Genomic DNA, 22,433 nt, shown 5'->3' with positions numbered 1-22,433 from the left:
CAGATGCTAGCAGCATAGGGGCACTAGCTGGGAAAAAGCCCGCTGAGCGCCGTGGTGATGATGCGGCGGACCTTCGGCCGCTTGCCCGCCGAAAAGGGCAGGGGGCGGCAGACCTCCATCGCGGCCACGCCGACACGCGCCGTCAGCGCGCCGTTGACCACACCCTCGCCGAAACGGCGTGAGACCTTGCTGAGCAGGCTGCCGCCCGCGACGGAGCTGATCACATCATCGCCCACGGCAACGGCGCCCGTGGCGACCAGATGGGTCATCACGGCGCGCGTCAGGCGCAGACTGCCCAGCGTGCCCGACCGGCCGCCATAGATTTCAGCAATCCGCCGGATCATTCGGATATTGGCGCTGAGCGCGACGATCACATCGGCCAGCGCCAGAGGCACCAGCGCGGTGACGGCGGCCACCTGCCGCGCCGCGCCCTCGACCTGGCGCAATGCGGCGGCGTCGAGGGGCGTCAGCAGTTCGGCCTCGGTCAGGGCCAGAAGCGTGCTTGCGTCGAACTGATCGCCGCGCTGCTCGGCCAGCCGCGTGCGGCCCCATCGGGTATCCTCGCGCCCCTTGTAGAGCGCTACCAGATCATCCGTCAGCGCGCGCGCGGCGGGCAGATCATCTCCGGCCAGCGCCGCATCGGCGCGGCGGTGCAGCGCATCGATCCGGCCCAGCCGGGCGAAGGCGGCCATTTCGCGGATCGCGATGACGATGAGGACGAGGAGCAGCGCAGCGATGAGCGCGGTGACCGCATAGCCCAGCATCGGCACCCGCGCGACGAGGCCCGTCGCGAAATCCCAAGCCGCCAGCGAGATCGCGACACCCAAGAGCGTGCCGACCAGCCCCCAGAAGACCCGCGCCAGCCGCGAGGGGCGGCGCGCGGCCAGCGCGGCGGCGGTCTGCATCGCGGCGCCCCGAGGTGCATCCGGCATGTCCGGCTCTGGCACCGGGGGCGCCTCGGACGGGGTCGCGCGGGGCGCGCTGTCATCGAGATCAAACAGAACCGGGCCTTTGGGGCGGGTCATGGCGCGCACCTTTCATCCTGCCAGATCATCTGGATATCGGGCAAACGCTCGTCATTTCCGGTGCCATCGCTGCGTTGCCCCTCGGCAAAGCCCTGGGCATCGTAAAAGGCGCGGGCCTCGCGGTTGGCCTCGGCCACCCACAGCTCCAGCCGGGGCGCGGCGTGCTTGGCATCGTCAAGAAGCGTGCGGCCCAGCCCGCGTCCTTGCGCGCGCGGATGCACGTATAGCGCATGAATCCGGGCACCATCACGCGCGATGAAGGCGGCGGGGCCGCGCGCGTCATGCAGGACGCGTACCCATCCCGCGCGCGTGATCCGCGTCATCACGCGCAGATCCGTGCGGTACGGCCGCACGCGCGGCAACCAAGGCGTACGGCGCCCGAAATCCCAAAGAATCGCGGCCATCTGCGGCACGTGCCACATGCGGGCGCGGAGCGGCCGGGACGGGGTCACAGCCGATCACCGATCAGGAACTGTGCGGCCCGGTCTAGCCGGATATGCGGCGGGCCCATGCCGGGCTTCAGCTGCAGCGTCGCTGGGGCGAATTTCATGATCTGGTAGTCGGCGCCCAGCCATGTCTCGTCCCCCTGCCGGGCCGAGGCGATCAGGCTGGCGGGACTTTCGGGCAGCGCGCCGGGATAGAATGCCGCCTCCTTGCCGCGCGAGCCGTCGGGGTTCTGCAGCGTGCCGCGCACGCAATCGAGTGTTTCGCCCTCGTGGCTGCGCTCTTCCTCGACCGTGGCGCGCAGGGATGCCAGCGCCAGCGATGACGTCTCGGCGCCCTGAAAGTCGGCGCGGCTGCGCGCGCCGGCGGTCAACGCCTCCATGAAGGCCGTCAGGCGGGCGTGCTGCGAATGATGCAGGTGGTCGGCCTTGGTAGCGGCAAAGAGGATCTTTTCCACCCTGCGGCCAAAGAGGATCCGGCTGAGGAATGCGTTGCGACCGGGGCGGAACGCGCCCAGGATTTCGGCCATCGTATCTTGCAGATCGGCTACGGCAGGCGGGCCCGCATGGATGGCTCCCAGCGCGTCGACCAGCACGATCTGGCGGTCGATCTTGGAGAAATGATCGCGAAAGAAGGGCGCGACGATCTGGGATTTGTAGGCGTCATAGCGCCGCTCCATCTCGCGCCAGAGGCTGCGGCGGGCGGGGCTGTCAGGCTTTGCCATCGGCGCAAATGTCAGGGCGGGCGAGCCTGCCATATCGCCGGGCAGCAAGAAGCGCCCCGGTGCGATGCCGCTCAGGCCCCGCTCGCGCGCCGCCTGCAGATAGGACGTGAAGCCTTCGGCCAGCACCTTGATCTGCGGCTCGTCCCAGGTGCCCGCACCATCCGCCTCGCCCATCTGCGCGAGATAGGGCGCGGCGATCTCGCGCCGCTTCATGAGGTAAAGCGTGGCTTCGCTCCAATCGGCGTAGGATTTGTCCATCAGCGCCAGATCCAGCAGCCATTCGCCGGGATAGTCGACGATATCGACATGAACCGTGCGCGGCCCCGAGAGGCCCGCCAGAAGGCCGGTGGGCCGCACACGCAAGCTGAGGCGCAACTCGGAAATGGTGCGGGTGCTTTCGGGCCAATGCGGGATGGGCGCCGTCAAGGCATTCAGGTGATGTTCGAAATCAAAGCGCGGCACGGTATCGTCAGGCTGCGGCTGCAGGAAGGCTGCAGTGATGCGCCCCTCGGCTGCGGCGGCAAGGCCGGGCATGCGCCCCCGCTCCAGCAGGTTGGCGACGAGCGAGGTGATGAACACGGTCTTGCCCGCGCGCGCCAGTCCGGTCACGCCGATCCGGATCACGGGCTCGAAGAATGTCTCGGACACGGTGCCGGAAATCCGCTCGGCCCCGCGGGTGAGGCCATCTGCCAGGTTCGATATGCCCAATGCGCGGCCCTTTCCGTGATGCCTTGCGACCATAGATAACGGCGGCATGCGCCGGATTCCAGTGGCAGGGGGCGGGATCGCCTTCGGCGAGAGTATTTGAAGAACAATGAAAGCACGTGCCGGCGTTGGTCAGGATGCTTTTACAGGGGCGGCATTTGGAGTAAGGCGGCGCCATGCCGAGATTTGCACTGAAAGTCGAGTATCACGGGGGCCCCTTCGCGGGCTGGCAGCGCCAGCGTGATCAGCCGTCGGTGCAAGGCGCCGTCGAGGCCGCGCTGGCGCGGCTGGAGCCGGGGGCGCACACTATCGCCGCCGCCGGACGCACGGATGCGGGCGTGCACGCGCTGGGGCAGGTGGCGCATTGCGATCTGGCCAAGCCTTGGGCGCCGTTCCGGCTGATGGAGGCGCTGAATTACCACCTTAAGCCCGCGCCGGTTGCGATTGTCGATTGCGCGCAGGTGGCAGGCGATTGGCACGCACGGTTTTCTGCGCAGGAGCGGCGCTATTTCTTTCGCCTCGCGATGCGGCGCGCGCCGGTGACGCATGACAAGGGGCTGGTCTGGCAAGTGCCGCACGATCTGGACGAGGACGCGATGCGCGCGGGGGCGGCGCATCTGATCGGCCTGCATGACTTCACCACGTTTCGATCCGCGATGTGCCAGTCCGCCAGCCCGGTCAAGACGCTGGACGCGATCGACATCGACCGGGTCGAGGGGCCGGGCGGCGCGGAGCTTCAGTTTCGCCTGCGCGCGCGGTCCTTTCTGCACAACCAGGTCCGCAGTATCGTCGGCAGCTTGGAGCGCGTGGGGCGGGGCGCGTGGACGCCCGAGCATGTGCGCGCGGCTTTGAAGGCCGCGGATCGCGCGGCCTGCGGGCCGGTCTGCCCTCCGCAGGGGCTTTATCTGGAAGGGGTGGGCTACCCCGAAGACCCTTTCGGTGCGGATTAGGCTTTGCGCCGCGCGCGCACCGGCGCTAGAGAAGGCGCGCGCGGTCCCTTAGCTCAACTGGATAGAGCAGCTGACTTCTAATCAGCAGGTTCGGGGTTCGAGTCCTCGAGGGATCGCCAGATCGCACTTGCTTTGACCAAATCGCGTTGCGGGGACGCCACAGTGGCCAAGAACTGGGCCTGCGCGGCTTCACCGCAACCAGATGTTGATGCTTAGACTGCCGAAAAAGCGAAACGAGGCAGTATGAGCGTTCTGAAAGTTTGGGGCTGGACCGCCCTTTCGGGTCTGGCATTGGGCCTACTTGGTGTCAGCGCGATGGGCGCCATAGCGCAAACTGCGCCGGGGGTCGGCGCGGATATTGTCCATTACGAAGACCTTTCGCCGACCATGCAGGCCCGCGTCATCAAGAAGATCCGCATGGTCGATGCGGCGCGGCAGTTCGCGGCGCATCCCGGCATCCCCTCGGGTTTTGCCGCACCGCGCGGCGCGCTTTTCTTTGGTGTCGGCGGATCGACCAAGACGCAGGAAAGCAATGCGGACAGTGTCGACGGCTCGCTCTTTGCGGGGCTGGGCCTGCCTACGGGCAGCGACGCTTTTGACGCGCATGTCATCGCCAATATCACCTCGACCTCGAGCGAGGATTTCGGAGATTCCGGTTCGTTCGCGCTAAAGCTGTCGCATCGGCGCGATCATGATTTCGGCACGTTTGCCCTCGGCCTCGGCGTGACCGGCCTTGCCGGGTGGGGTGATGCCGAGCGGGGCGATCCGGCGGCCTCGCTGACCGGCAGCTGGGCCACGCATGTGGTGCCCGAAGCAGCGCCCGCCTTTCCGGTGATTGTCAGTTTCGGCGTCGGCAGCGACGTGACAGAGAATGAAAAGACGGGCGCGTTCGGCGGGCTGGGCATCGGGTTCACCCCGAATTTCAGCGGATCGCTGGGCTATAACGGGCGCGAGTCGGTCATTGGACTGAGCCGCGTCGTGCCGGAGTTGGACGGGCTGAACCTGTCGATGGGGATCAACGGCGCGCTCGAGGATCACCCCGAGCGACGGGCGATCTTTACCGTGTCCTATACGATCACCGATTTGTTCTGAGCAGGAAGACATCAAATGAAAAAAGCCATGATGATTGCCGCGGCGCTGTTTGTCCTTTCGGGCGGTGCCTTCGCTGGCGAGAACGGCGTCGAGCCGGGGATGGAAGCGGAATTCCCTGGCGCCAGACCCATAGCGCCTTCACGATCCTCGCAAGGCTCGGGCGCCGTGCGGATGACTGGTTTGAGCCCTGCCGTCCATGCCTTGAGGGTTGACCGCGCCGCGCGGCAACGGCAGGCACTCGCCGCCCGCCAGAGGGCGCGCATGGCCCTCATGTCCGCCGCCCGTAGCAATGCGATGGCGTCCGGAGGGCGGTGGATGATGGTGGGCGCTTACAGCGTCTGGGTGCCGGCGCCTGTGATGCAAAATATCCCGCGCTACTGACGCGCGGCCCTACGCGTCCGGCGGGTTGCCCGCATGGGCGCGCAGCACGTCCAGCGGCACGACATCGAGGGCGCGCTGGTGCGTGGCGTCGAGGTTGACGCGCGGGGCGCAGCCTTCGTCATGGGCTTGGGCGAAACGCCCGGCGCAGAGGCACCAGTGATCGCCGGGCTTCAGCCCGGCAAAGCCGAATTCGGGGCGCGGTGTGCTGAGATCGTTACCGACATACTTGGAAAACGCCAGGAATTCGGCCGTCATCTCGGCGCAGACGGTATGGCTGCCGCGGTCCTCGGCGCAGGTGTTGCAATGGCCATCGCGGAAGAACCCGGTGACCGGATCGGCGGTCGAGCAGGGCATGAGCGGCGTGCCGAGCACGTTGATCGGGGCGTCTTTTTCCATGGCGGTCTGCCTTCCCTTGTCTGCTTCAGAAATTAGCGCCCGGCGCTGCTGCGACAAGCGCACTGGCCCCTAACGAAATTTGTCCGCCAGCCGTTGGAGCGCAGTACGGGTGTCGCTCTGAGGCTCAGGTGCGCTCGGCGTCGGGTCTGCCGCGATCTTCGGCGCGGCTTGCGGTTTGGGCGCACCCTTTTGCCCGCCGGAAGAGCGCGGCGGCGCGGTGCGCAGGGCGACGGCGTTCTGGAACTTGCCGCCATCGCCTGCGGCCAGATGCGGTGCCCCATCCGAGCATCCGCGCAGCACGTCGTCCAGCCAGCCTTGGTCGGCCTTGGCAAAATCGTTCAAGACATAGCCCGGCACCGCATCCTTGTGGCCCGGATGACCGACGCCCATGCGCACGCGGGTGTAATGGGGGCCGATATGCTGATGTAGCGAGCGCAGGCCGTTATGGCCCGCGTGACCGCCGCCATCCTTGACGCGGACCTTGCCGGGGGCGAGGTCGATCTCGTCATGAAAGACGGTGATATCGGGCGCCTCCAGCTTGAAAAAGCGCATCGCCTCGCCCACCGATTGACCGCTGAGGTTCATGAAGGTCGCGGGCTTGAGCAGCAGCACCTTTTCGCCGGCCAGCGTGCCTTCCGAGGCAAGACCCTGAAACCGGGATTTCCACGGACCAAACCCATGATCTGACGCGATCTGGTCCAGCGCCATGAAGCCGATATTGTGCCGGTTGCCCGCATATTTCGCGCCGGGATTCCCCAGCCCCGCAAAGATCAGCATGGGACGCCTCCTGCCAAGTTCGCGTCCTACCTACAAGGTTCGGGCGCCGATTTGAATGGAACATCGCAGCGCGCCGCGCGCAAAACGAAAAACGCGGCCACCGGGGCCGCGTTCCTTGGTCTTCGAAAGGGATCCGAGATCACTCGCTGTCGGCGGGCGGGATGTCGTCTTCCTGCTCGATGGTCGGGACTTCGTCGGCGGCTGCCTCGTCCTCTTCCTCGGCATCGGATTTCAGGGCCGACGGGGCCGAGACGTTGCAGATCATGAAGTCACGGTCCTTGATCACCAGCTCTGCGCCGTCGGGCAGGGTGATGTCAGAGATCGTGATCGTGTCACCGATATTCTCAAGCTTGCGCAGATCGACCGTCAGCGTCTCGGGGATGTCGCCTGCCGTCACCAGCAGCTCGACTTCGCCGCGAATCGTCGTCAGCACGCCGCCCTTGTCGATGGCCGGGCACTCGTCTTCGTGCTGGAAATCGATCGGGATGAAGAGGTTGATCTTGGTCGTGCGGCGCAGGCGCATCAGGTCCAGGTGCGTCGGCAGGTCCTTGACCACGTCGCGCTGAACGTCGCGGCAGATGACGCGGACGTCTTCCTGGCCTTCGACCTTCAGGTTGAACAGGGTCGACTTGAAACGGCCCTGCTTGAGCCGCTTGAGCAGCACGTTGAAGGGGATGTTGATCGGGAGCGGATCTTTGTCGCCACCAAAAACGATACCCGGAACCATGCCAGCGCGGCGCGCTGCACGAGCGGCGCCCTTGCCTGTCCCCGTGCGTTCCTGGGCGTGAAGATCAGGAATTTCTCCAGCCATGTGTAGTCTCCATCAGATAAGGGCGGGGCTCCTCCAAGGCTGTAGCCCCGCGTGAAGCCGCCCGCATAGAGGATTTATACCGGGATGGAAAGAGGGAATGGTGCGTGCGGGCACGGCGCCGGGCGCAGACTGGGTCAGTGCCCTTTCAACTGCTCGCGAAGGGCGGCGGGCGGCGCGGCGCGCCCCCACGAGACCCCTTTCAGCAGGTCCGGGTCCAGCGTCTCGCCATGCAGGACGCTGACATCGCCGGTCGCCTCCATCACCACCGCGCGCACGCAGCCTTCGCTGATGGCGTTCGCCTCGCGCAGCTTGGCGCGCAGATCGGCGCGGGTGACGCGGGCGATGGTGAGGTTATCCTCCAGCAATTCGCCCTCGTAGTAGAGCATCAAGGGCTTGTTGTCGGTCAGTTTCTGCGCCCACATCCAGTGCCGGCGCGCCGCTGAAATCACGTAGCGCGCGGCAAAGAGAACCGTCAGCGCCACCAGGCCGGGCCAAGGTGTCTCGGCGCTGGTCATCATCGTGGCAAGGACCGAGCCGGCAGCGACGGTGAGCGCGAAATCGAAACTCGACATCTTGGAGAAGGAGCGCAGCCCATTGAGCCGTGCCAGTACGATGACCGCGACGATGGCCAGAAGGGTCTGGCCCGCGATGATGATGTAGTCCATGCGTCAGCCCTCCCTGCAATCCAAGCCGCGCCGCAGGAAGACGAGCGAGAGCACCACGATCATTCCGCACGCGAAGAGGCCGAGAATTCGCTCCAGCAGCCCGTCTATGGAGGTGGACGACATCAGAAAGACCGGCGACATGATCGCCCATCCGATGCCGAGCGCGATGATCCACCAGCTCGCCCGTTGATGTCCCGAGGCGCGCAGACCCGCTTGCATCACGGCGCTGAGCAGCGCGAAGAGCGCGCCCATCGCGTAGACGAGGTAGATATGGATGACGACACCCTCATTGTCGTTATCGCCATACTCATTCCGCGCCCCGATGATGACGACGATGGCGGCCAGAAAGGCCAGGGACATCACACCGACGCTCCAGCCCGTTTTGCCCAGATGCGCGTGCGCGGCGGCGATGGAGGTGCCCATCAGCCCGGCGGCAAAGCCGTAGAGCGCGACATCCATCAGGATCTCCCAACGGCCTGCGGCCAGATCGCTGATCGTATCGGCGACCCAATCATGGTTCGGCACATAGATCGGAGCGACCAGCGTGCCGATGATGAGGGCCGCGCAGCCGCCAAGGCCCAGCACGCCGCACACGATCAGGAGCCATGGCCGCTCTGCCGCCTGCGCGACTCGGTTGCGGCTGCCCGTCTTGCCTTTTGCCGGCATGATCGTGTCTCCCTGTTGACTGACGATAAGATGCAACGCGGGGCGGGGGCTATCGTTCCGGCGCGTCTGGGCGGGGCTTACTGCCAGCCGTCCGAGAAACCCTTGGGGATCATCAGGATATCGCGGTCGACGCCCCGGATATCGCGGTGCCCGCAAAAGGCCATCGAGACGTCCAGCTCCTTGTGGATCACCTCGAGCGCGCGGGTCACGCCGGCCTCGCCCATCGCGCCGAGGCCGTAGATATAGGCGCGCCCGATATAGGTGCCGGTGGCGCCCATGGCGAGCGCCTTGAGCACGTCCTGGCCCGAGCGGATGCCGCTGTCGAGATGCACCTCGATCTTGCCACCCACCGCATCGAGGATCTGCGGCAGCGCCCGGATCGAGCTAAGCGCGCCGTCGAGTTGGCGCCCGCCATGGTTGCTGACGATAATGGCATCGGCGCCCACGTTCAGCGCTTCGACCGAATCACGCGGATCGATGATGCCCTTGATGATCAATGGGCCGTCCCACATCTTGCGGAACTGGCGGATGCGATCCCAGTCAAGCGATTGATCGAAGGCCTCGTTCGTCCAGTTTGCCAGATCTGAGGGGTCTTTGACCGCTTTCACATGACCCACGATATTGCCGAAGCTGCGTCGCTTGGTCCCCAACATCTCAAGCCCCCAGCGCGCCTTGGTCGCCATGTTGGCGATGCTGCTTGGGGTCAGCTTGGGCGGGGCCGAAAGGCCGTTTTTGATGTCCTTGTGCCGTTGGCCCAGCATTTGCAGATCGACGGTGATCACCGCCGCGCTGCATTTCGCTGCCTTCGCGCGGTCAAAGAGGCGCTGCATGTAGTCATCGTCGAGCAGAGTATAGACCTGTAGCCAGAACGGCTTGGTGGTGTTCTCGGCCACGTCCTCGATCGAGCAGATGGACATGGTGCTGAGCGTGAAGGGCACGCCGAATTTCTCGGCGGCGCGGGCGGCCTTGATCTCGCCATCGGCGCTTTGCATGCCGGTCAGGCCCACGGGCGCGAGGGCGACGGGCATCGCGACGTCCTGCCCGATCATCTGGCTGGCGGTCGAGCGGCCCGCCATGTCGATGGCGACGCGCTGGCGCAAAAGGATCTCGCTGAAGTCGGAGGTGTTGGCGCGAAAGGTCTGCTCGGTCCAGCTGCCCGATTCGCAATAGTCGTAGAACATGCGCGGCACGCGACGGCGGTAGATGTCCTTGAGGTCCTGGATATTCGTGATCACGGGCATGGCGGGCGCTCCGGCTGGATGGCAGACGCGCCCATCTATCCCGCAGCAATGCAGCGGGGGCAAGAGATGGCTCAGATCGTGCCGGCCAGTTTGGTGCGCACCGAATGGAGCTGCCACGCTGCGCGCGTGTCCGGCTTGTCGAAGAAATGCGTCGAGAGCCCCAGTCCCGGATCGCTATCCGTGCCATCGAGGAACAGCTTGTTGGCCAGCGCCGCCGGGGCCAGTTTGATCTTGGGCGGGGGCGGGCCGTAGCCGCTGCCGGGGGATGTGTGGACGTTGCCGAAGAACCAACTGTAATTCCACCGCCCGCCAAGACAGTCCGGCTCGGTCGATTTGCCACGTAATATGCCCTTGCCTTCTTCGTAATGCCGCTTTGTGGCGCTGCACTGCTGGCTGTATTGCACGACCCCCCACATGTGACTGTCGAGGCTGGATTTATAGGTTTCGGTATCCGATTTCAGCTTCATCAGGGTCATCAGGCAGGCGGTGTGATAGCCGACGGCATGCGCACGCCGCAACGGCATGGCATCGTCTGGCCAGTCTATCGCGCCGCTCTGGGTTGCGGCAACAAAAGTGATAAGGTTTCCCCAATCGGCGACCAACGCGATCAGCGCTTGCTCTAGCGTCTGGATGGTCTGTTCGAATACCTCGAACAGCGCCGCATGCATCTCGGCGATCTTTGCCTTGACCTCGCCGCCCCCGGGCCTCTGAGCCGCGACGACCTTCCAGAGCATGCCGAACGCAAAGCCGACGGACGGGTTGGCCACCATCAGCAATTTGCCGGTTATGGCAGCTGCGATGTCGAGGGATAACGGCACTTTCGCGCTCTCTTTGCAGAGCCCGTATTTATTGTTCAGATCCACCATGAAACCCAACTTGGCGAACATCTGGTCGCGCGTGTAGTTGCGCAGCTTGCCGCCTGAATCCAGCCATTCGCGCGCGACCACAAAATGGGTCAGGATCTCGTGCAGATCGGCTGTAACCTCAGTCCACACATGTCGTTTGATCCTATGGCGCTTGAGGCGATCCATGTCCGAAGGCTTGAGATGGCGGCCGCCATCCTCATGCGGCACGAAGCCGTCGAACTGCTGAATGATGCTGGCATAGGCCTTGGCGTGCTCGCCCTCGTAGCCTTCCTGTGGAAAAGGGACGCCGCTGGCGGTGCGCTCGAGAACCGTTTTCCAGATATCCTCGGCCGCGCCGCGCGGCAGGGCGCCGACATGCGCCAGATCGGGGCGGAGCAGATCGACGATGGCCCCGATATCCATCCGTGTCTCCATCCGGACCTCGGCGGGCGCGATCTGGACGACAAGTGTCCCGCGCTGCACTTGCAGCGCCTTCTCTCCCAGCGCATCGAGCGCGGCGATCAGCCGCGCCTCCTCTTCCTCGGTCGCATCCGGCAGATGTCCGATTTGCCGGGGCAGATCGGCATCTGGAGTGAGGTCCAGATCGCTGACGCGATCAACAAGGGCGCGCGGCAGTTTGGTGCGCAATGTCTTGAGAAGCTGGATCAGATCACAGGGGTGCGTCTGGATCAGGGCGATATCCATGGGCCAAACCTTTCGGTGCGCGCCCGGAGATCTGAATGGCCGCTGGTTTTCCGCGTCCGGCCGGACCGGATGATGGGTCACGGCCGAGGAACGGGCGCTGTGTTCGGACGCGGTGGGCCGTTTGAACGTCATGCAAATGAGAGGCGCGCTGCAAGCCGCGCGCCCGGCCCGAAATAAACGAGGAGCCTGCCACCATAAGGGCAGGTGACAGGCCCCTCGTCAAGCTTCCCGGCACGCGGCGCGCTGCGCTACTGGTCCTTATCGCCCAACCCCGCGATCAGCGCCTTGGCGCTATCGCTGCTCCAATGTGCATCGCCCTGCAGGCGCGCCACCTCGCGGCCCTCGGGGTCGATGATCACCGTGATGGGCAGGCCCAGAACCCCCATGTCGCGTGCGACGCGCTGATTGGGGTCGCGGTGCATCGGCAGGTTCTCGACGCCGATCTCGGCAAAGAAATCCTCGATCGCCGGCACCGCATTGCGCCCCGTGGCCAATGTGACCACCTCGAAATCCCCGCCGCCGAATTCGGTCTGAAGCTCGGACAGCATCGGCATCTCCTTGCGGCAGGGCGCGCACCACGTGGCCCAGAAGTTCAGCAGGACATATTTGCCCTCGTACTGCGCCAGGGTCGCCTCGCTGCCGTCCTCCATGATGAAGCTGCTGGCCGAGATCGCCTTGGGCTCGGCGTGGAAGTTGAGCTTCTTCATGTCGCCATCAAGCTGGGCCTGAAGCGCGGAATAATCGCGCAACTGGGCATCCGTCGCCGCCCCCGGCGCACCGCCGAAGAGGACGAAAGCCCCCACCGCGATTGCACCCAAGGCAGCGGCGGGATAAAGCAGAGCGGAACGTGACAGGCGCATATTTCCTCCGAAGGATACGGGCATGGCAGACAAGACTTCGAACCAGATGTGGGGCGGCCGTTTCGCCGCCGGACCCGATGCGATTATGGAGGCAATTAACGCCTCGATCGGGTTCGACAAGCGGATGGCGGCTCAGGACATCGCAGGATCGAAGGCCCATGCCGCCATGTTGGCAGCAACGGGCATCGTTACAGATAGCGACGCCAAGGCGATGACGGAAGGGCTGGATGCCGTTCTGGCCGAGATCGAGGCCGGAGATTTCGCATTTTCCGCCGCGCTTGAGGATATTCACATGAATGTCGAGGCCCGCCTAAAGGAAATCGTGGGCGAGCCTGCGGGGCGCCTGCATACGGGCCGCTCGCGCAACGATCAGGTGGCGACGGATTTCCGTCTCTGGACGCGCGATCAGCTGGATGCCTGCGAGACGGCGCTGGAGGCGTTGATGCGCGCACTTGTCGCGCAGGCCGAGGCGGGCGCGGATTGGGTCATGCCGGGCTTTACCCATCTGCAGGTCGCGCAGCCGGTCACATGGGGTCATCACATGCTGGCCTATGTCGAGATGTTCGCCCGCGACCTCAGCCGGGTGCGCGATGCGCGGGCGCGGATGAACGAATGCCCGCTCGGGGCGGCGGCATTGGCGGGGACCAGTTTTCCCATCGACCGCGACATGACGGCGCAGGCGCTGGGCTTTGACCGGCCCGCGGCCAACTCTCTGGATGCGGTCAGCGACCGGGATTTCGCGCTGGAGTTCCTCGGGATGGCCAGCATCTGCGCCATGCACCTCAGCCGCATGGCCGAAGAGCTGGTGATCTGGTCCTCGGCGCAATTCCGTTTCGTGGCCCTGTCGGACCGTTTCTCGACCGGCTCCAGCATCATGCCGCAAAAGAAGAACCCCGACGCCGCCGAGCTGATCCGCGCCAAGATCGGACGCATCTTTGGCGCCAATGTTGCGCTGACGCTTGTGATGAAGGGCTTGCCGCTGGCCTATTCCAAGGACATGCAGGAGGACAAGGAGCAGGTTTTCGACGCCGCCGACAACCTGATGCTGGCACTGGCCGCGATGGAGGGCATGGTGCGCGACATGAGCGCGAACCGCGAGGTTCTGGAGGCCGCCGCCGCGACCGGATTTTCAACCGCAACCGACCTCGCCGACTGGCTGGTGCGGGTGCTGAACATGCCCTTCCGCGACGCGCATCATGTTACCGGATCGCTGGTGGCGCTGGCCGAGAAGAAGGGGTGCGATCTGCCGGATCTGAGCCTTGAGGATATGCAAGGCGTGCATGCGGCGATCACGGGGGATGTATTCGGCGTGCTGGGCGTGCATAATTCCGTCGCGAGCCGTGTCAGCTATGGCGGCACGGCGCCCGATAATGTGCGCGCGCAATTGGCGCGTTGGCAGGAGATTTTGAAATGAGGCTCTGCACCGCGATGATCGCGCTGACCCTGCTGGCCGCCTGCGGTGTCGATGGCGCGCCGATCCGGCCCGGCAGTCAGGATGAACTGGCCCCGGCCAAGAATGAGACACCCGGCACCGGCAGCGGCCCCATCGGCGGCTTTTCCAGCGTCCATGCGGGGGCGGTGCTGTGAGATACGTTTTCCTGGCCCTCGCCGTCTGGGGCACCATCCATCCGATGACCTATTTCCTGCGCTGGTTCATGGAGAACGGCTTCGATCTGGGCGGCATGGTCGACGCATGGCACGCCAACGCCGCCACCAGCGGGCTGGTCTGGGATCTGACCATCGCCGCAGTTGCTCTGACTCTCTGGGTGCTGGTCGAGACGTGGCGGAGTCGTGACTGGATGCGCCTTCTGGCAGTGCCTGCGACTTTCTGCATCGGGGTCAGTTGCGGATTGCCGCTCTATTTGTACCTCCGCCTGCGCAAGGGCTGAGCGCCGGATTTTCGAGTATTTTTGCCAAGATGAAGCCGCAACGGGCGGTGCGGGAAGGCGCAGTTTGGATCATTTTCTCTACAAGGACGGCGTGCTGCATGCCGAGGATGTGCCCGTGGCCGAAATCGCGGCAGCGGTCGGCACGCCGTTCTACGTCTATTCGACCGCCACGCTCGAGCGGCATTTCCGCCTCTTCGACGAGGCGCTGGCGGGCATGGATCACCTTGTCTGCTACGCGATGAAGGCGGCCAGCAATGTCGCCATCCTCAAGACGCTGGCGCGGCTGGGCGCGGGGATGGATGTGGTATCTGGCGGCGAGTACATGCGCGCCAAGGCGGCGGGTGTACCGGGCGAGCGCATCGTCTTTTCCGGTGTCGGCAAGACCCGGGATGAGATGCGCCTGGCGCTGACGGGGGGCATTCGGCAGTTCAATGTCGAGAGCGAGCCCGAGATGGAAGTGCTGAGTGCCGTCGCGGTCGAGCTGGGCGTCGTCGCGCCGATCACGGTGCGCGTCAATCCCGACGTGGACGCCAAGACCCATGCCAAGATCGCCACCGGCAAGAGCGAGAACAAGTTCGGCATCCCGATCGCGCGGGCGCGCGAGGTCTACCAACTGGCGGCGGACCTTCCCGGCCTTGAGGCGATCGGCATCGACGTGCATATCGGCAGCCAGCTGACCGAACTCGAGCCGTTTCGCCTGGCCTATCAGAAGGTGGCCGAGCTGACCGAAACGCTTCGTGCGGACGGCCATGACATCCGCCGCCTCGATTTGGGCGGCGGCCTTGGCATCCCCTACACGCGCGGGAACGAGGCGCCGCCGCTGCCCACGGAATACGGCGCGCTGGTGCGCGAAACGCTGGGCCATCTGGGCTGCGAGATCGAGATCGAGCCGGGGCGCCTGATTGCGGGAAACGCGGGGCTGATGGTGAGCGAGGTCATCTACGTCAAATCCGGCGAGGGCCGCGATTTCCTGATCCTCGACGGCGCCATGAACGATCTGATCCGGCCCGCCATGTATGACGCATGGCACGATATCGTGCCGGTGATCGAGCCTGAGGCAGGCGCTGAGCAGCAGCCCTATGACATCGTCGGCCCGGTCTGCGAAAGCGGCGATACCTTTGCCAAGCAGCGCATGATGCCGCGGCTTTCCGCCGGTGATCTGGTCGCGTTTCGCAGCGCGGGCGCGTATGGCGCCGTAATGTCCAGCGAATACAACACCCGCCCGCTCATTCCGGAGGTGCTGGTGAATGGGCATGACTTTGCCGTGATCCGGGCGCGGCCAACCTTTGACGAGATGATAAATCGCGATACCATCCCCGAATGGCTGTAGCGCGCTGCGGTCCCATCCGGAGAGGTGAATGGCCCAGAACCCCCATCAGGCGTCCAAGCTGACAGGACCATTGGCCGCGCGTCTGCGCAGGCCGCTGACCCTGACATGGGCCGGACTTCTGGCCGAGCGTCTGGTGCGCGCCTTCTGGCCGCTCTGGACGCTGCTGATCGCGGTTGCGGGGGCGCTGATGATGGGCTTGCCGGACTTTCTGTCCTATGAGCTGATCATCGGTTCGGCCATTGCGGTGGGCCTTGGGGCGCTTGCGCTACTGGTCGTCGGGCTCGCACGGTTCCGCTGGCCCCGCCGGGGCGAGGCGCTGGCGCGGCTGGATGCCGCACTGCCCGGACGCCCGCTTCAGGCACTGGGCGACGCGCAGGCCATCGGGCGCGGCGATGCCGCCTCCGAGGCGCTCTGGGCCGCGCATCGCAGCCGGATGGAGCAGGCTGCCGCCAAGGCACGCGCGCCGTCGCCTGATCTCAAGGTCGCGCGGCTCGATCCGTTTGGGCTGCGCTACATCGCCCTTTTGGGGCTGGTCGTTGCCATGCTTTTCGGCTCGGTCCTGCGCCTGGCCTCGCCCGTGCCGCTGGGACCTTCGGGCGCTGCTCTGGCCAGCGGGCCGACATGGGAGGGCTGGATCGAGCCGCCGGTCTATACGGGCCTGCCGACCCTCTACCTGGCCGATCAAGGCACCGAGATCGCGGTGCCCGAGGGCAGCCGTGTGATGATCCGCCTATATGGCGAGCTGGGCGCGTTGACCCTGACCGAGACGGTTTCGGGGCGGACCGATGATCTGGACGCGGCGACGGATGCGGCGCAGGGCTTTGACGTGGTGCAGGACGGCGTCCTGACCATCGACGGGCCGGGCGGGCGCAGCTGGGATGTGCGCGCGGTCGAGGATGCTGCGCCGACGGCGCAGGTGCTGGCCGAGGGGGCCAAGACCACGTTCGACGGGCAGATGAGCCAGCCCTATGCGGCCACGGATGATTACGGCGTTGTCGGCGGCAGCGCGACTTTCGCGCTGGATCTGAATGCAGTCGACCGGCGCTATGGCCTTGCCCCCGCGCCCGAGCCGCGCGAGCCGATCGCGCTGGACCTTCCGCTGCCCATTACCGGCGACCGGACCGATTTCACCGAGGCGCTGGTCGAGAACCTGTCCGAGCACCCTTGGGCGCATCTGCCCGTCACGCTGACCATCACCGCCGAGGATGCGGCGGGACAGACGGGCAGCAGCGCGCCAATGCCGATGGAGCTGCCCGCGCGGCGTTTCTTTGATCCGCTGGCGGCAGCCATCATCGAGCAGCGGCGCGACCTGCTGTGGAGCCGCGAGAACGGGCGCCGCGTGGCGCAGGTGATCCGGGCGGTGTCGTACCAGCCCGAGGAAAAGCTCTTTCGCGATCCTGCCGACTTCCTGAAGTTGCGGACCATTCTGCGCCGTCTGGAGGCATCGCTGGATGCGGATGGCCTGACGCCCGAGACGCGGGACGCGTTGGCGCAGGCGCTGTGGGATCTGGCCGTGGCGCTGGAGGATGGCGATATCGGCGACGCGCTCGAGCGGATGCGCGAGGCGCAGGAGCGGCTGAGCGAGGCGATGCGCAACGGCGCGAGCGAGGATGAGGTCGCGCGCCTCATGCAGGAATTGCGCGATGCGACCGATGATTACCTGCGCCAGAAATCCCAGCAGGCACAGCGTGAGAACGGCACGGATCAGCCTGACCAAGGCGATCAGAACATGACCATGCTCAGCCAGCAAGACTTGCAGGACATGATGGACCGCATCCAAGAGCTGATGCAGGAAGGCCGCATGGCCGAGGCCGAAGAGGCGCTGCGCCAGTTTCAGGAGATGATGGAGAACCTGCGCGTGACCGAGGGCCAGCCCGGTCAGGGCGAGGGCAGCCCCGGCCAGCAGGCCATGGAGGGGCTGGCCGATACGCTGCGCGAGCAGCAGGGCCTGTCGGACCAGGCGTTCCGCGATCTGCAGGAGCAGTTCAATCCCGGCGCGCAGGCGGGTCAGAGCCAGGGCAATGAGGGTCGCAACGGCGGTCAGGGCCGGGGCGAGAGCCACGAGGGCCAGGGCGGTCAAGGCCAAAGCCAGAGCGGCGACGGCGAGAGCAATGGTGGCGAGGGCCAGCAGGAGCAAAGCGGGCAGGGCGGCGGCCAGCCCGGCGATCTGGCCGCGCGCCAAGAGGCGCTGCGCCAGGAGCTGGAGCGCCAGCGCGGCAGCCTGCCCGGCAGTGGCGAGGCGGCGGACGCCGCGCGCGGCGCGCTCGACCGCGCGGGTGAGGCGATGGACGGGGCCGAGGAGGCGCTGCGCCAGAATGATCTGGCCGGTGCGATCGACCGACAGGCCGAGGCGATGGACGCACTACGCGACGGCATGCGCAACCTGGGCGAGGCGATGGCCGAGGAGTCGGGCCAGCGGCAGGGCGGGCAAGGGCAGGCCAGCGGCGCCACCGGCGGCCAGCAATCCGATCCGCTGGGCCGCACGCCCGGTCAGGGCGATCGCGCGGGCACGGAAGGCAATCTTTTGCAGGGCGACGATGTCTATCGTCGCGCCCGCGAGCTACTCGACGAGCTGCGCCGTCGCTCGGGCGAGGGCGCGCGGCCCGAGGTCGAGCGCGACTATCTGGAGCGGCTGCTGGAGCGGTTCTGAGGCGCATCCTCAGGTTGGTGCCGGGGTGATGGGCTGCCTGCGCCAGCACCGCGATGCCCTGCCAAGTCAGACTGCGGCGATGCAAAAAATCCAAGAGGTCAGCCGGTCCTATCAGGGCACCTAACATCACGCGGAAAACCAAGGAGCTATCCGGGCGGGCTTCGTCGTGGCCGAGATGACGTCTCGCCCGTCTTCGGCCCTAGCCGCCCGTATCGGCCGCAGGTGCGCCGCCGATCATCACGTCAAGCCATAGCATCAATGCAGCAATTTGCCCGTCGAGCCATCCGCGCAGGCCATCGACCCATGTGACGTAATCGGCCAGAACGTCGCGCAGCGCGGGCAGCGCATTAGTTAGGTCAGCGGCAAAGAGATAGACCAGCAGCGCAACCAAAGCGACAAGCACGGCGACGAAGAAACCACGACCAAACCCACCGCGTGGATGCGGTTCGGCCTCGGGATAGGCGTCAGTCTCATCTTCGGAGGTGCCGAAGGCTGGAGGCTCTGGACCGAGGGATGAGTTGATTTCCTCGATATCCGGAAACAGGCTGCGCCGGGATTTCGGATCGATGTCGTAGCCGTCATCTTCATCCTCGGCCGCACGCTTGGGCGTGGGCGGATCATCGGGGTCGAGGCCCCGCATACGCGCCATGCGCTGGCGCGACTCGCGTGCGCGGCGGGCTTCGTCATCGGGCAGATTTAGATCGGGCTGCGTCTCGAGGCCGCCTTGCGCGGCAGCGCGTGCACGGGCCTCTCGCTCGGCCTCCTCTCGCAGCACGGATGTGACGGCTGGGTCAATCTCGCGCCGCTCGGGGCGCGCCGGACGCTCTGGGGCGTCGGCTTTGGTATCTGCCGAGCGGCGCAGCGGCGGCGGCGCATCTACCTCAGCGCTATCATCCTCATCGTTCGGGGGCGGCGGCGGCGCAAAATCTTCTGCGGCGGGTGGCGGGGTCTCGCGCGCGGGCGGATCGACATCTTCCCAGTCGGTGTCTTGCGGGCCGGTGTCGTCCGGCGTCTCCCCTTCATCTTCGGCAGCGTGATCCTTGTGGTTCTGAAACCAGGTATCGCCGCAGTTCGAGCATTGAACGTCGCGGCCGGTTTCCGGGATCACCTCATCGGGGACTTCATATTGCGCGCCACAATTTGGGCAAGTCAGCCTCATTTATGCACCTGTCACCTGTCCCGTTATCCGGACTTTTCCTGTTTGCGCTTACGTTAAGCTGTATAGGACAGATCGAAAAGAGCAAAGGAATTGCACCCCCGTGATTGCAACGGCCCGCGCAGTGAGGCATTGAAGTGGCAGTACGGGCATGAGGGGCAGCCGGTGATCGAGCTGGAAAATGTGGCCTATTCCTATGGCGGTGGCGAGTTGCTCAGCGATATCACGCTGCGGCTGCAGCCCGGCTCGTTCCATTTTCTCACAGGGCCATCGGGCGCGGGCAAGACGACGCTGCTCAAACTGCTCTATGGGGCATTGATGCCGACGGCGGGCTTCGTGCGCCTTTTCGACGCCGACGTGCGCGAGTTGACGCGCGATGATATCGCGCTGGCGCGGCGGCGCATCGGGGTTGTCCATCAGGACTGCCAGTTTCTCAACCACCTTTCGGTGGCCGAGAATATCGCGCTGCCGCTGATGGTATCGGACCGCGACATGCTGGCCGAGGACGCTAACCTGCGCGAATTGACCGGCTGGGTCGGCCTCAGCCAGCGTGCGAATGCCCTGCCGCCCGAGCTTTCGGGGGGCGAGCGTCAGCGTGCGGCGTTGGCGCGGGCGATCATCATGTCGCCTGACGTGATCCTGGCGGATGAGCCGACGGGCAACGTCGATTGGGAGATGTCCCAGCGTCTTATGCGCCTGCTTGTCGAGCTGAACCGCATGGGCAAGACGATTATGATTGCGACCCATGATCTGGCCCTTATCCGTGCCGCCAAAAGCCAGGTCCAGGCCCGCGTGCTGCGCATCTCGAACCGGCGTTTGCAACTGGCGGGGGCGGACTTGTGAAACTGGACCTCGACCGTTTGCGTGGCCTTTTTGCCGGGGATGCGGGCGCGGACCGCGTTGTGCCGCCCACCGGATTTACGGCGTCCCTAACGCTATTCGCGGCAGGGGCGATGGCCTTCCTCGCGGTTTTCGCGCTGGCGCTGTCGCTCGCCACGGCCCGGCTGGCGGATCGCTGGGGCGATGCGCTGGCGCGCAGCTCGACCTTGCGCATATCGGCCCCCGAGGGGCAGATGCTAGCCCAGACCGAGGCGGCGCTGCGCGTTCTGGGCACGACGCCCGGCATCGCATCGGCCCGTGCGCTGACGGACGAAGAGCAGCGCGCCCTTTTGGAGCCCTGGTTTGGCCCCGACCTGCCGGTCGAGACGCTGCCCATCCCGCAACTTATCGAGATCATCGAGGAGGGGGACGGCTATGACGCCGCGGGGCTGCGCCTGCGCCTTGCCGCCGAAGTGCCGGGTGCGGTTCTGGACGATCACACGCGCTGGCGCGCGCCGCTGGTGCGCGCGGCCTCGCGTCTGCGCCTTCTGGGCTGGGTGTCCTTGATCCTGATCGGGGGCACGGTGGCGGCGATGATCACGCTGGCGGCCAATGCGGCGCTTTCGGCCAATGCGCAGGTGATCGGCGTCTTGCGCCTTGTCGGCGCCCGGGACGGCTATATCGCGCAAGCCTTCGTGCGCCGATTCACCTTGCGCAGCCTTACGGGCGCCGCCGTCGGCATGGTGCTGGGCTGTGTTGCGGTTGCATTTCTGCCGCGCACCGAAGTGGGGGGCGGGTTCCTGACCGGCCTCGGCTTTCAGGGCTGGCACTGGCTCTGGCCGCTGACGATCCCGATCCTGTCGGGCGTGGTGGCGTTTCTGGCCACGCGCAAGGCGGCGCAGCGCACGCTGCGCGACATGCCATGAGCGGGGCGCTGCAATGGGTGCGCTCGCTGATCTTCATCGTGCTGATGTACACGGCGATGGCGGTGATCGGCATCGCGCTTTTCCCCTGGGCGCTGCTGAGCCGCCGAGGCGCGCGCGCCGGCTGTAAGGCGTTCTGCGCCTATGTCCGGTGGAGCGCGGCGTGGATGGTGGGCCTGCGCACTGAAATCCGGGGCACGCCGCCCACGGGCGAGGTGCTGATCGCGGCCAAGCACCAGTCATTCCTCGATATCATCCTGATTTTCAGCGCCGTTCCGGCAGGCAAATTCATCATGAAGCGTGAACTGCTGTGGACGCCGATTCTGGGCCAATACGCGATGCGGATCGGCTGCATTCCCGTTGATCGCGGCAAGAAGGGCGCCGCTATCAAGAAGATGGTCGCGGATGTGGCGCGGGGGGCCGAGATGCCTGGCCAGTTGATCATCTATCCCCAAGGTACGCGTGTCGCGCCCGGCGTGGCGGCGCCCTACAAGATCGGGTCAGGCGCGATCTATGCCGCGGTTCAGCAGGACTGTGTGCCTGTCGCCACGAATGTCGGCGTCTTCTGGCCGCGTCATGGTATCCTGCGCAAGCCGGGCACGGCGGTGGTTGAGTTCCTGCCTCCGATCGAGGCGGGGCTGCCGCGCGCCGCGTTCATGGAGCGGCTGGAGACCGAGGTGGAAACGGCATCGGATGCGTTGATGAAAGAAGCGGGGTTTGCGCGCTGATGGAGTTTATCGAGGATATCGCCGCGCTGAAGGCGCTCTATGGCACGCCCAGTGTCGCCGCCCGGCGCAAGGTCTCAGACCGGCTGCTGCCGCTCCATGCCGATTGGATCGCCGCCTCGCGGTTTTGCGTGCTGAGTACCGTCGGCCCGGACGGCACGGATGGAAGCCCACGCGGTGACGATGGCCCGGTGGTGACGGTGCTGGACGACCGCACACTGGCGATGCCGGATTGGCGCGGCAACAACCGTATGGACAGCCTGCGCAATATCGTCGCCGACGGGCGCCTGTCGCTGATGTTTCTTGTGCCCGGCTCGGACACGGTGATCCGCATCAACGGGCGCGGGCGCGTCACGGCGGATGCCGCGCTGCTGACGCGGCTGGGCAAAGAGGGCAGGCAGTCCAAGACGGCGCTGATCATCGAGATCGCGGAGGTCTATCTGCAATGCAGCCGTGCGCTACAACGCTCGGGGCTGTGGACACGGGACGACAGCGAAGGCCTGCCCGGTATGGGCGCCCTGCTGGCCGAGGCGACAGAAGGCGTGATTGACGCCGGCACCTTTGATGCCGAGTGGGCCGATAGATCGACTCGCGAAATCTGGTCTTAGCGCACGCGATTTTTCAGGAGAAACCGCCCCAATAGTCTTGCAAGAC

General features: G+C 65.8%; 24 protein-coding genes and 1 tRNA gene. 13 read left to right on the top strand and 12 right to left on the bottom strand.

The window, feature by feature from the left end:
* Positions 1-23: 23 nt before the first annotated feature.
* Genes BW975_RS11175 through BW975_RS11165 form a run of 3 tightly spaced genes read right to left on the bottom strand, consistent with a single transcriptional unit; the run spans position 24 to position 2,901 of the window.
* Positions 24-1,025 carry a YcjF family protein gene (locus BW975_RS11175; protein WP_076534743.1) on the bottom strand — a complete coding sequence of 334 codons (1,002 nt, stop codon included), beginning with the start codon at positions 1,023-1,025 and terminating at the stop codon, positions 24-26.
* Positions 1,022-1,429: a GNAT family N-acetyltransferase gene (locus BW975_RS11170; RefSeq protein ID WP_244512608.1), complete on the bottom strand. Its 408-nt coding sequence runs from the start codon at positions 1,427-1,429 to the stop codon at positions 1,022-1,024. Before BW975_RS11170 ends, BW975_RS11175 begins: the two co-directional genes overlap by 4 nt.
* A gap of 44 nt (positions 1,430-1,473) precedes the next feature.
* Positions 1,474-2,901, bottom strand: a complete 1,428-nt coding sequence (locus BW975_RS11165; RefSeq protein WP_076534029.1) for a YcjX family GTP-binding protein — start codon at positions 2,899-2,901, stop codon at positions 1,474-1,476.
* 173 nt (positions 2,902-3,074) lie between these two features.
* Between BW975_RS11165 and truA the strand changes: the two genes are divergently transcribed.
* The 4 genes from truA (at position 3,075) to BW975_RS11145 (ending at position 5,321) form a co-directional block, all read left to right on the top strand.
* Positions 3,075-3,848: a tRNA pseudouridine(38-40) synthase TruA gene (truA, locus tag BW975_RS11160; RefSeq protein WP_076534027.1), complete on the top strand. Its 774-nt coding sequence runs from the start codon at positions 3,075-3,077 to the stop codon at positions 3,846-3,848.
* 42 nt (positions 3,849-3,890) lie between these two features.
* A tRNA-Arg gene (locus BW975_RS11155) sits at positions 3,891-3,967 on the top strand.
* 124 nt (positions 3,968-4,091) lie between these two features.
* On the top strand, positions 4,092-4,940 hold the full coding sequence (locus tag BW975_RS11150) for a hypothetical protein (RefSeq protein ID WP_076534025.1): 849 nt from the start codon (positions 4,092-4,094) through the stop codon (positions 4,938-4,940).
* Positions 4,941-4,955: 15 nt separating this feature from the next.
* Positions 4,956-5,321, top strand: coding sequence for a hypothetical protein (locus BW975_RS11145; protein ID WP_076534023.1), 366 nt, complete (start codon positions 4,956-4,958; stop codon positions 5,319-5,321).
* A 9-nt stretch (positions 5,322-5,330) separates the two neighbouring features.
* Here BW975_RS11145 and BW975_RS11140 read toward each other — a convergent pair whose 3' ends face one another.
* The 8 genes from BW975_RS11140 to BW975_RS11105 form a co-directional block, all read right to left on the bottom strand.
* Positions 5,331-5,717, bottom strand: a complete 387-nt coding sequence (locus tag BW975_RS11140; protein ID WP_076534021.1) for a DUF2237 family protein — start codon at positions 5,715-5,717, stop codon at positions 5,331-5,333.
* Between the two features lie 69 nt (positions 5,718-5,786).
* Complete coding sequence (pth, locus tag BW975_RS11135) at positions 5,787-6,494, bottom strand: aminoacyl-tRNA hydrolase (RefSeq protein WP_076534018.1); 708 nt, start codon at positions 6,492-6,494, stop codon at positions 5,787-5,789.
* Positions 6,495-6,633: 139 nt separating this feature from the next.
* Positions 6,634-7,305, bottom strand: coding sequence for a 50S ribosomal protein L25/general stress protein Ctc (locus tag BW975_RS11130; RefSeq protein WP_076534016.1), 672 nt, complete (start codon positions 7,303-7,305; stop codon positions 6,634-6,636).
* Between the two features lie 134 nt (positions 7,306-7,439).
* On the bottom strand, positions 7,440-7,970 hold the full coding sequence (locus BW975_RS11125; protein WP_076534014.1) for a DUF421 domain-containing protein: 531 nt from the start codon (positions 7,968-7,970) through the stop codon (positions 7,440-7,442).
* A gap of 3 nt (positions 7,971-7,973) precedes the next feature.
* Positions 7,974-8,636, bottom strand: coding sequence for a DUF998 domain-containing protein (locus BW975_RS11120; protein ID WP_076534011.1), 663 nt, complete (start codon positions 8,634-8,636; stop codon positions 7,974-7,976).
* A 77-nt stretch (positions 8,637-8,713) separates the two neighbouring features.
* The gene (locus BW975_RS11115) at positions 8,714-9,877 is read right to left on the bottom strand and encodes an alpha-hydroxy acid oxidase (protein ID WP_076534009.1); all 1,164 of its coding nucleotides are present in this window, start codon (positions 9,875-9,877) and stop codon (positions 8,714-8,716) included.
* Positions 9,878-9,948: 71 nt separating this feature from the next.
* A complete protein-coding gene (locus tag BW975_RS11110; RefSeq protein ID WP_076534006.1) occupies positions 9,949-11,427 on the bottom strand; it encodes a hypothetical protein in 1,479 nt (492 codons plus the stop codon).
* A gap of 248 nt (positions 11,428-11,675) precedes the next feature.
* The gene (locus tag BW975_RS11105) at positions 11,676-12,287 is read right to left on the bottom strand and encodes a TlpA family protein disulfide reductase (protein WP_076534004.1); all 612 of its coding nucleotides are present in this window, start codon (positions 12,285-12,287) and stop codon (positions 11,676-11,678) included.
* Between the two features lie 22 nt (positions 12,288-12,309).
* On the opposite strand from BW975_RS11105, the gene argH reads away from it, so the two are divergent.
* From argH to BW975_RS11085, 5 genes are all read left to right on the top strand, one after another.
* Positions 12,310-13,701, top strand: a complete 1,392-nt coding sequence (argH, locus tag BW975_RS11100; RefSeq protein ID WP_076534001.1) for an argininosuccinate lyase — start codon at positions 12,310-12,312, stop codon at positions 13,699-13,701.
* On the top strand, positions 13,698-13,874 hold the full coding sequence (locus tag BW975_RS18070; RefSeq protein ID WP_170846611.1) for a hypothetical protein: 177 nt from the start codon (positions 13,698-13,700) through the stop codon (positions 13,872-13,874). The genes argH and BW975_RS18070 overlap by 4 nt, the downstream gene beginning before the upstream one ends.
* Entirely contained in the window at positions 13,871-14,176 is a 306-nt protein-coding gene (locus BW975_RS11095; RefSeq protein ID WP_076533999.1) for a DUF2834 domain-containing protein, read from the top strand. The genes BW975_RS18070 and BW975_RS11095 overlap by 4 nt, the downstream gene beginning before the upstream one ends.
* A 64-nt stretch (positions 14,177-14,240) precedes the next feature.
* Complete coding sequence (gene lysA, locus BW975_RS11090) at positions 14,241-15,506, top strand: diaminopimelate decarboxylase (RefSeq protein ID WP_076533996.1); 1,266 nt, start codon at positions 14,241-14,243, stop codon at positions 15,504-15,506.
* 28 nt (positions 15,507-15,534) lie between these two features.
* Entirely contained in the window at positions 15,535-18,156 is a 2,622-nt protein-coding gene (locus tag BW975_RS11085) for a TIGR02302 family protein (protein WP_076533993.1), read from the top strand.
* 199 nt (positions 18,157-18,355) lie between these two features.
* On the opposite strand, the gene BW975_RS11080 is transcribed toward BW975_RS11085, so the two are convergent.
* Positions 18,356-19,315 carry a zinc-ribbon domain-containing protein gene (locus tag BW975_RS11080; protein ID WP_076533991.1) on the bottom strand — a complete coding sequence of 320 codons (960 nt, stop codon included), beginning with the start codon at positions 19,313-19,315 and terminating at the stop codon, positions 18,356-18,358.
* Between the two features lie 162 nt (positions 19,316-19,477).
* On the opposite strand from BW975_RS11080, the gene BW975_RS11075 reads away from it, so the two are divergent.
* The 4 genes from BW975_RS11075 to BW975_RS11060 are packed head-to-tail and all read left to right on the top strand — an operon-like array spanning position 19,478 to position 22,387.
* Positions 19,478-20,155, top strand: coding sequence for a cell division ATP-binding protein FtsE (locus BW975_RS11075; RefSeq protein WP_076533989.1), 678 nt, complete (start codon positions 19,478-19,480; stop codon positions 20,153-20,155).
* Positions 20,152-21,057 (top strand): cell division protein FtsX, encoded by a 906-nt coding sequence (locus BW975_RS11070; protein WP_076533987.1) that lies wholly within the window; start codon positions 20,152-20,154, stop codon positions 21,055-21,057. Before BW975_RS11075 ends, BW975_RS11070 begins: the two co-directional genes overlap by 4 nt.
* Positions 21,054-21,782 carry a lysophospholipid acyltransferase family protein gene (locus BW975_RS11065; RefSeq protein WP_076533985.1) on the top strand — a complete coding sequence of 243 codons (729 nt, stop codon included), beginning with the start codon at positions 21,054-21,056 and terminating at the stop codon, positions 21,780-21,782. The genes BW975_RS11070 and BW975_RS11065 overlap by 4 nt, the downstream gene beginning before the upstream one ends.
* Positions 21,782-22,387 (top strand): MSMEG_1061 family FMN-dependent PPOX-type flavoprotein, encoded by a 606-nt coding sequence (locus BW975_RS11060; RefSeq protein ID WP_076533983.1) that lies wholly within the window; start codon positions 21,782-21,784, stop codon positions 22,385-22,387. The genes BW975_RS11065 and BW975_RS11060 overlap by 1 nt, the downstream gene beginning before the upstream one ends.
* Positions 22,388-22,433: the final 46 nt, after the last annotated feature.

It is taken from the genome of Roseovarius nanhaiticus (assembly GCF_900156535.1).
GTDB lineage: Bacteria > Pseudomonadota > Alphaproteobacteria > Rhodobacterales > Rhodobacteraceae > Roseovarius > Roseovarius nanhaiticus.
Note: the sequence above shows the minus strand (reverse complement) of the source record. Positions and strands in the feature narration are given on the sequence as shown.

Coding starts and splice junctions, on each gene's coding strand:
- BW975_RS11150 (WP_076534025.1), top strand. CDS start 4,092: ATGAGCGTTCTGAAAGTTTGGGGCTGGACCGCCCTTTCGGGTCTGGCA.
- BW975_RS11170 (WP_244512608.1), bottom strand. CDS start 1,429: ATGGCCGCGATTCTTTGGGATTTCGGGCGCCGTACGCCTTGGTTGCCG.
- BW975_RS11080 (WP_076533991.1), bottom strand. CDS start 19,315: ATGAGGCTGACTTGCCCAAATTGTGGCGCGCAATATGAAGTCCCCGAT.
- BW975_RS11065 (WP_076533985.1), top strand. CDS start 21,054: ATGAGCGGGGCGCTGCAATGGGTGCGCTCGCTGATCTTCATCGTGCTG.
- BW975_RS11085 (WP_076533993.1), top strand. CDS start 15,535: ATGGCCCAGAACCCCCATCAGGCGTCCAAGCTGACAGGACCATTGGCC.
- argH (WP_076534001.1), top strand. CDS start 12,310: ATGGCAGACAAGACTTCGAACCAGATGTGGGGCGGCCGTTTCGCCGCC.
- truA (WP_076534027.1), top strand. CDS start 3,075: ATGCCGAGATTTGCACTGAAAGTCGAGTATCACGGGGGCCCCTTCGCG.
- BW975_RS11125 (WP_076534014.1), bottom strand. CDS start 7,970: ATGGACTACATCATCATCGCGGGCCAGACCCTTCTGGCCATCGTCGCG.
- BW975_RS11130 (WP_076534016.1), bottom strand. CDS start 7,305: ATGGCTGGAGAAATTCCTGATCTTCACGCCCAGGAACGCACGGGGACA.
- BW975_RS18070 (WP_170846611.1), top strand. CDS start 13,698: ATGAGGCTCTGCACCGCGATGATCGCGCTGACCCTGCTGGCCGCCTGC.
- BW975_RS11110 (WP_076534006.1), bottom strand. CDS start 11,427: ATGGATATCGCCCTGATCCAGACGCACCCCTGTGATCTGATCCAGCTT.
- BW975_RS11140 (WP_076534021.1), bottom strand. CDS start 5,717: ATGGAAAAAGACGCCCCGATCAACGTGCTCGGCACGCCGCTCATGCCC.
- BW975_RS11060 (WP_076533983.1), top strand. CDS start 21,782: ATGGAGTTTATCGAGGATATCGCCGCGCTGAAGGCGCTCTATGGCACG.
- pth (WP_076534018.1), bottom strand. CDS start 6,494: ATGCTGATCTTTGCGGGGCTGGGGAATCCCGGCGCGAAATATGCGGGC.
- BW975_RS11120 (WP_076534011.1), bottom strand. CDS start 8,636: ATGCCGGCAAAAGGCAAGACGGGCAGCCGCAACCGAGTCGCGCAGGCG.
- BW975_RS11115 (WP_076534009.1), bottom strand. CDS start 9,877: ATGCCCGTGATCACGAATATCCAGGACCTCAAGGACATCTACCGCCGT.
- BW975_RS11175 (WP_076534743.1), bottom strand. CDS start 1,025: ATGACCCGCCCCAAAGGCCCGGTTCTGTTTGATCTCGATGACAGCGCG.
- BW975_RS11145 (WP_076534023.1), top strand. CDS start 4,956: ATGAAAAAAGCCATGATGATTGCCGCGGCGCTGTTTGTCCTTTCGGGC.
- BW975_RS11105 (WP_076534004.1), bottom strand. CDS start 12,287: ATGCGCCTGTCACGTTCCGCTCTGCTTTATCCCGCCGCTGCCTTGGGT.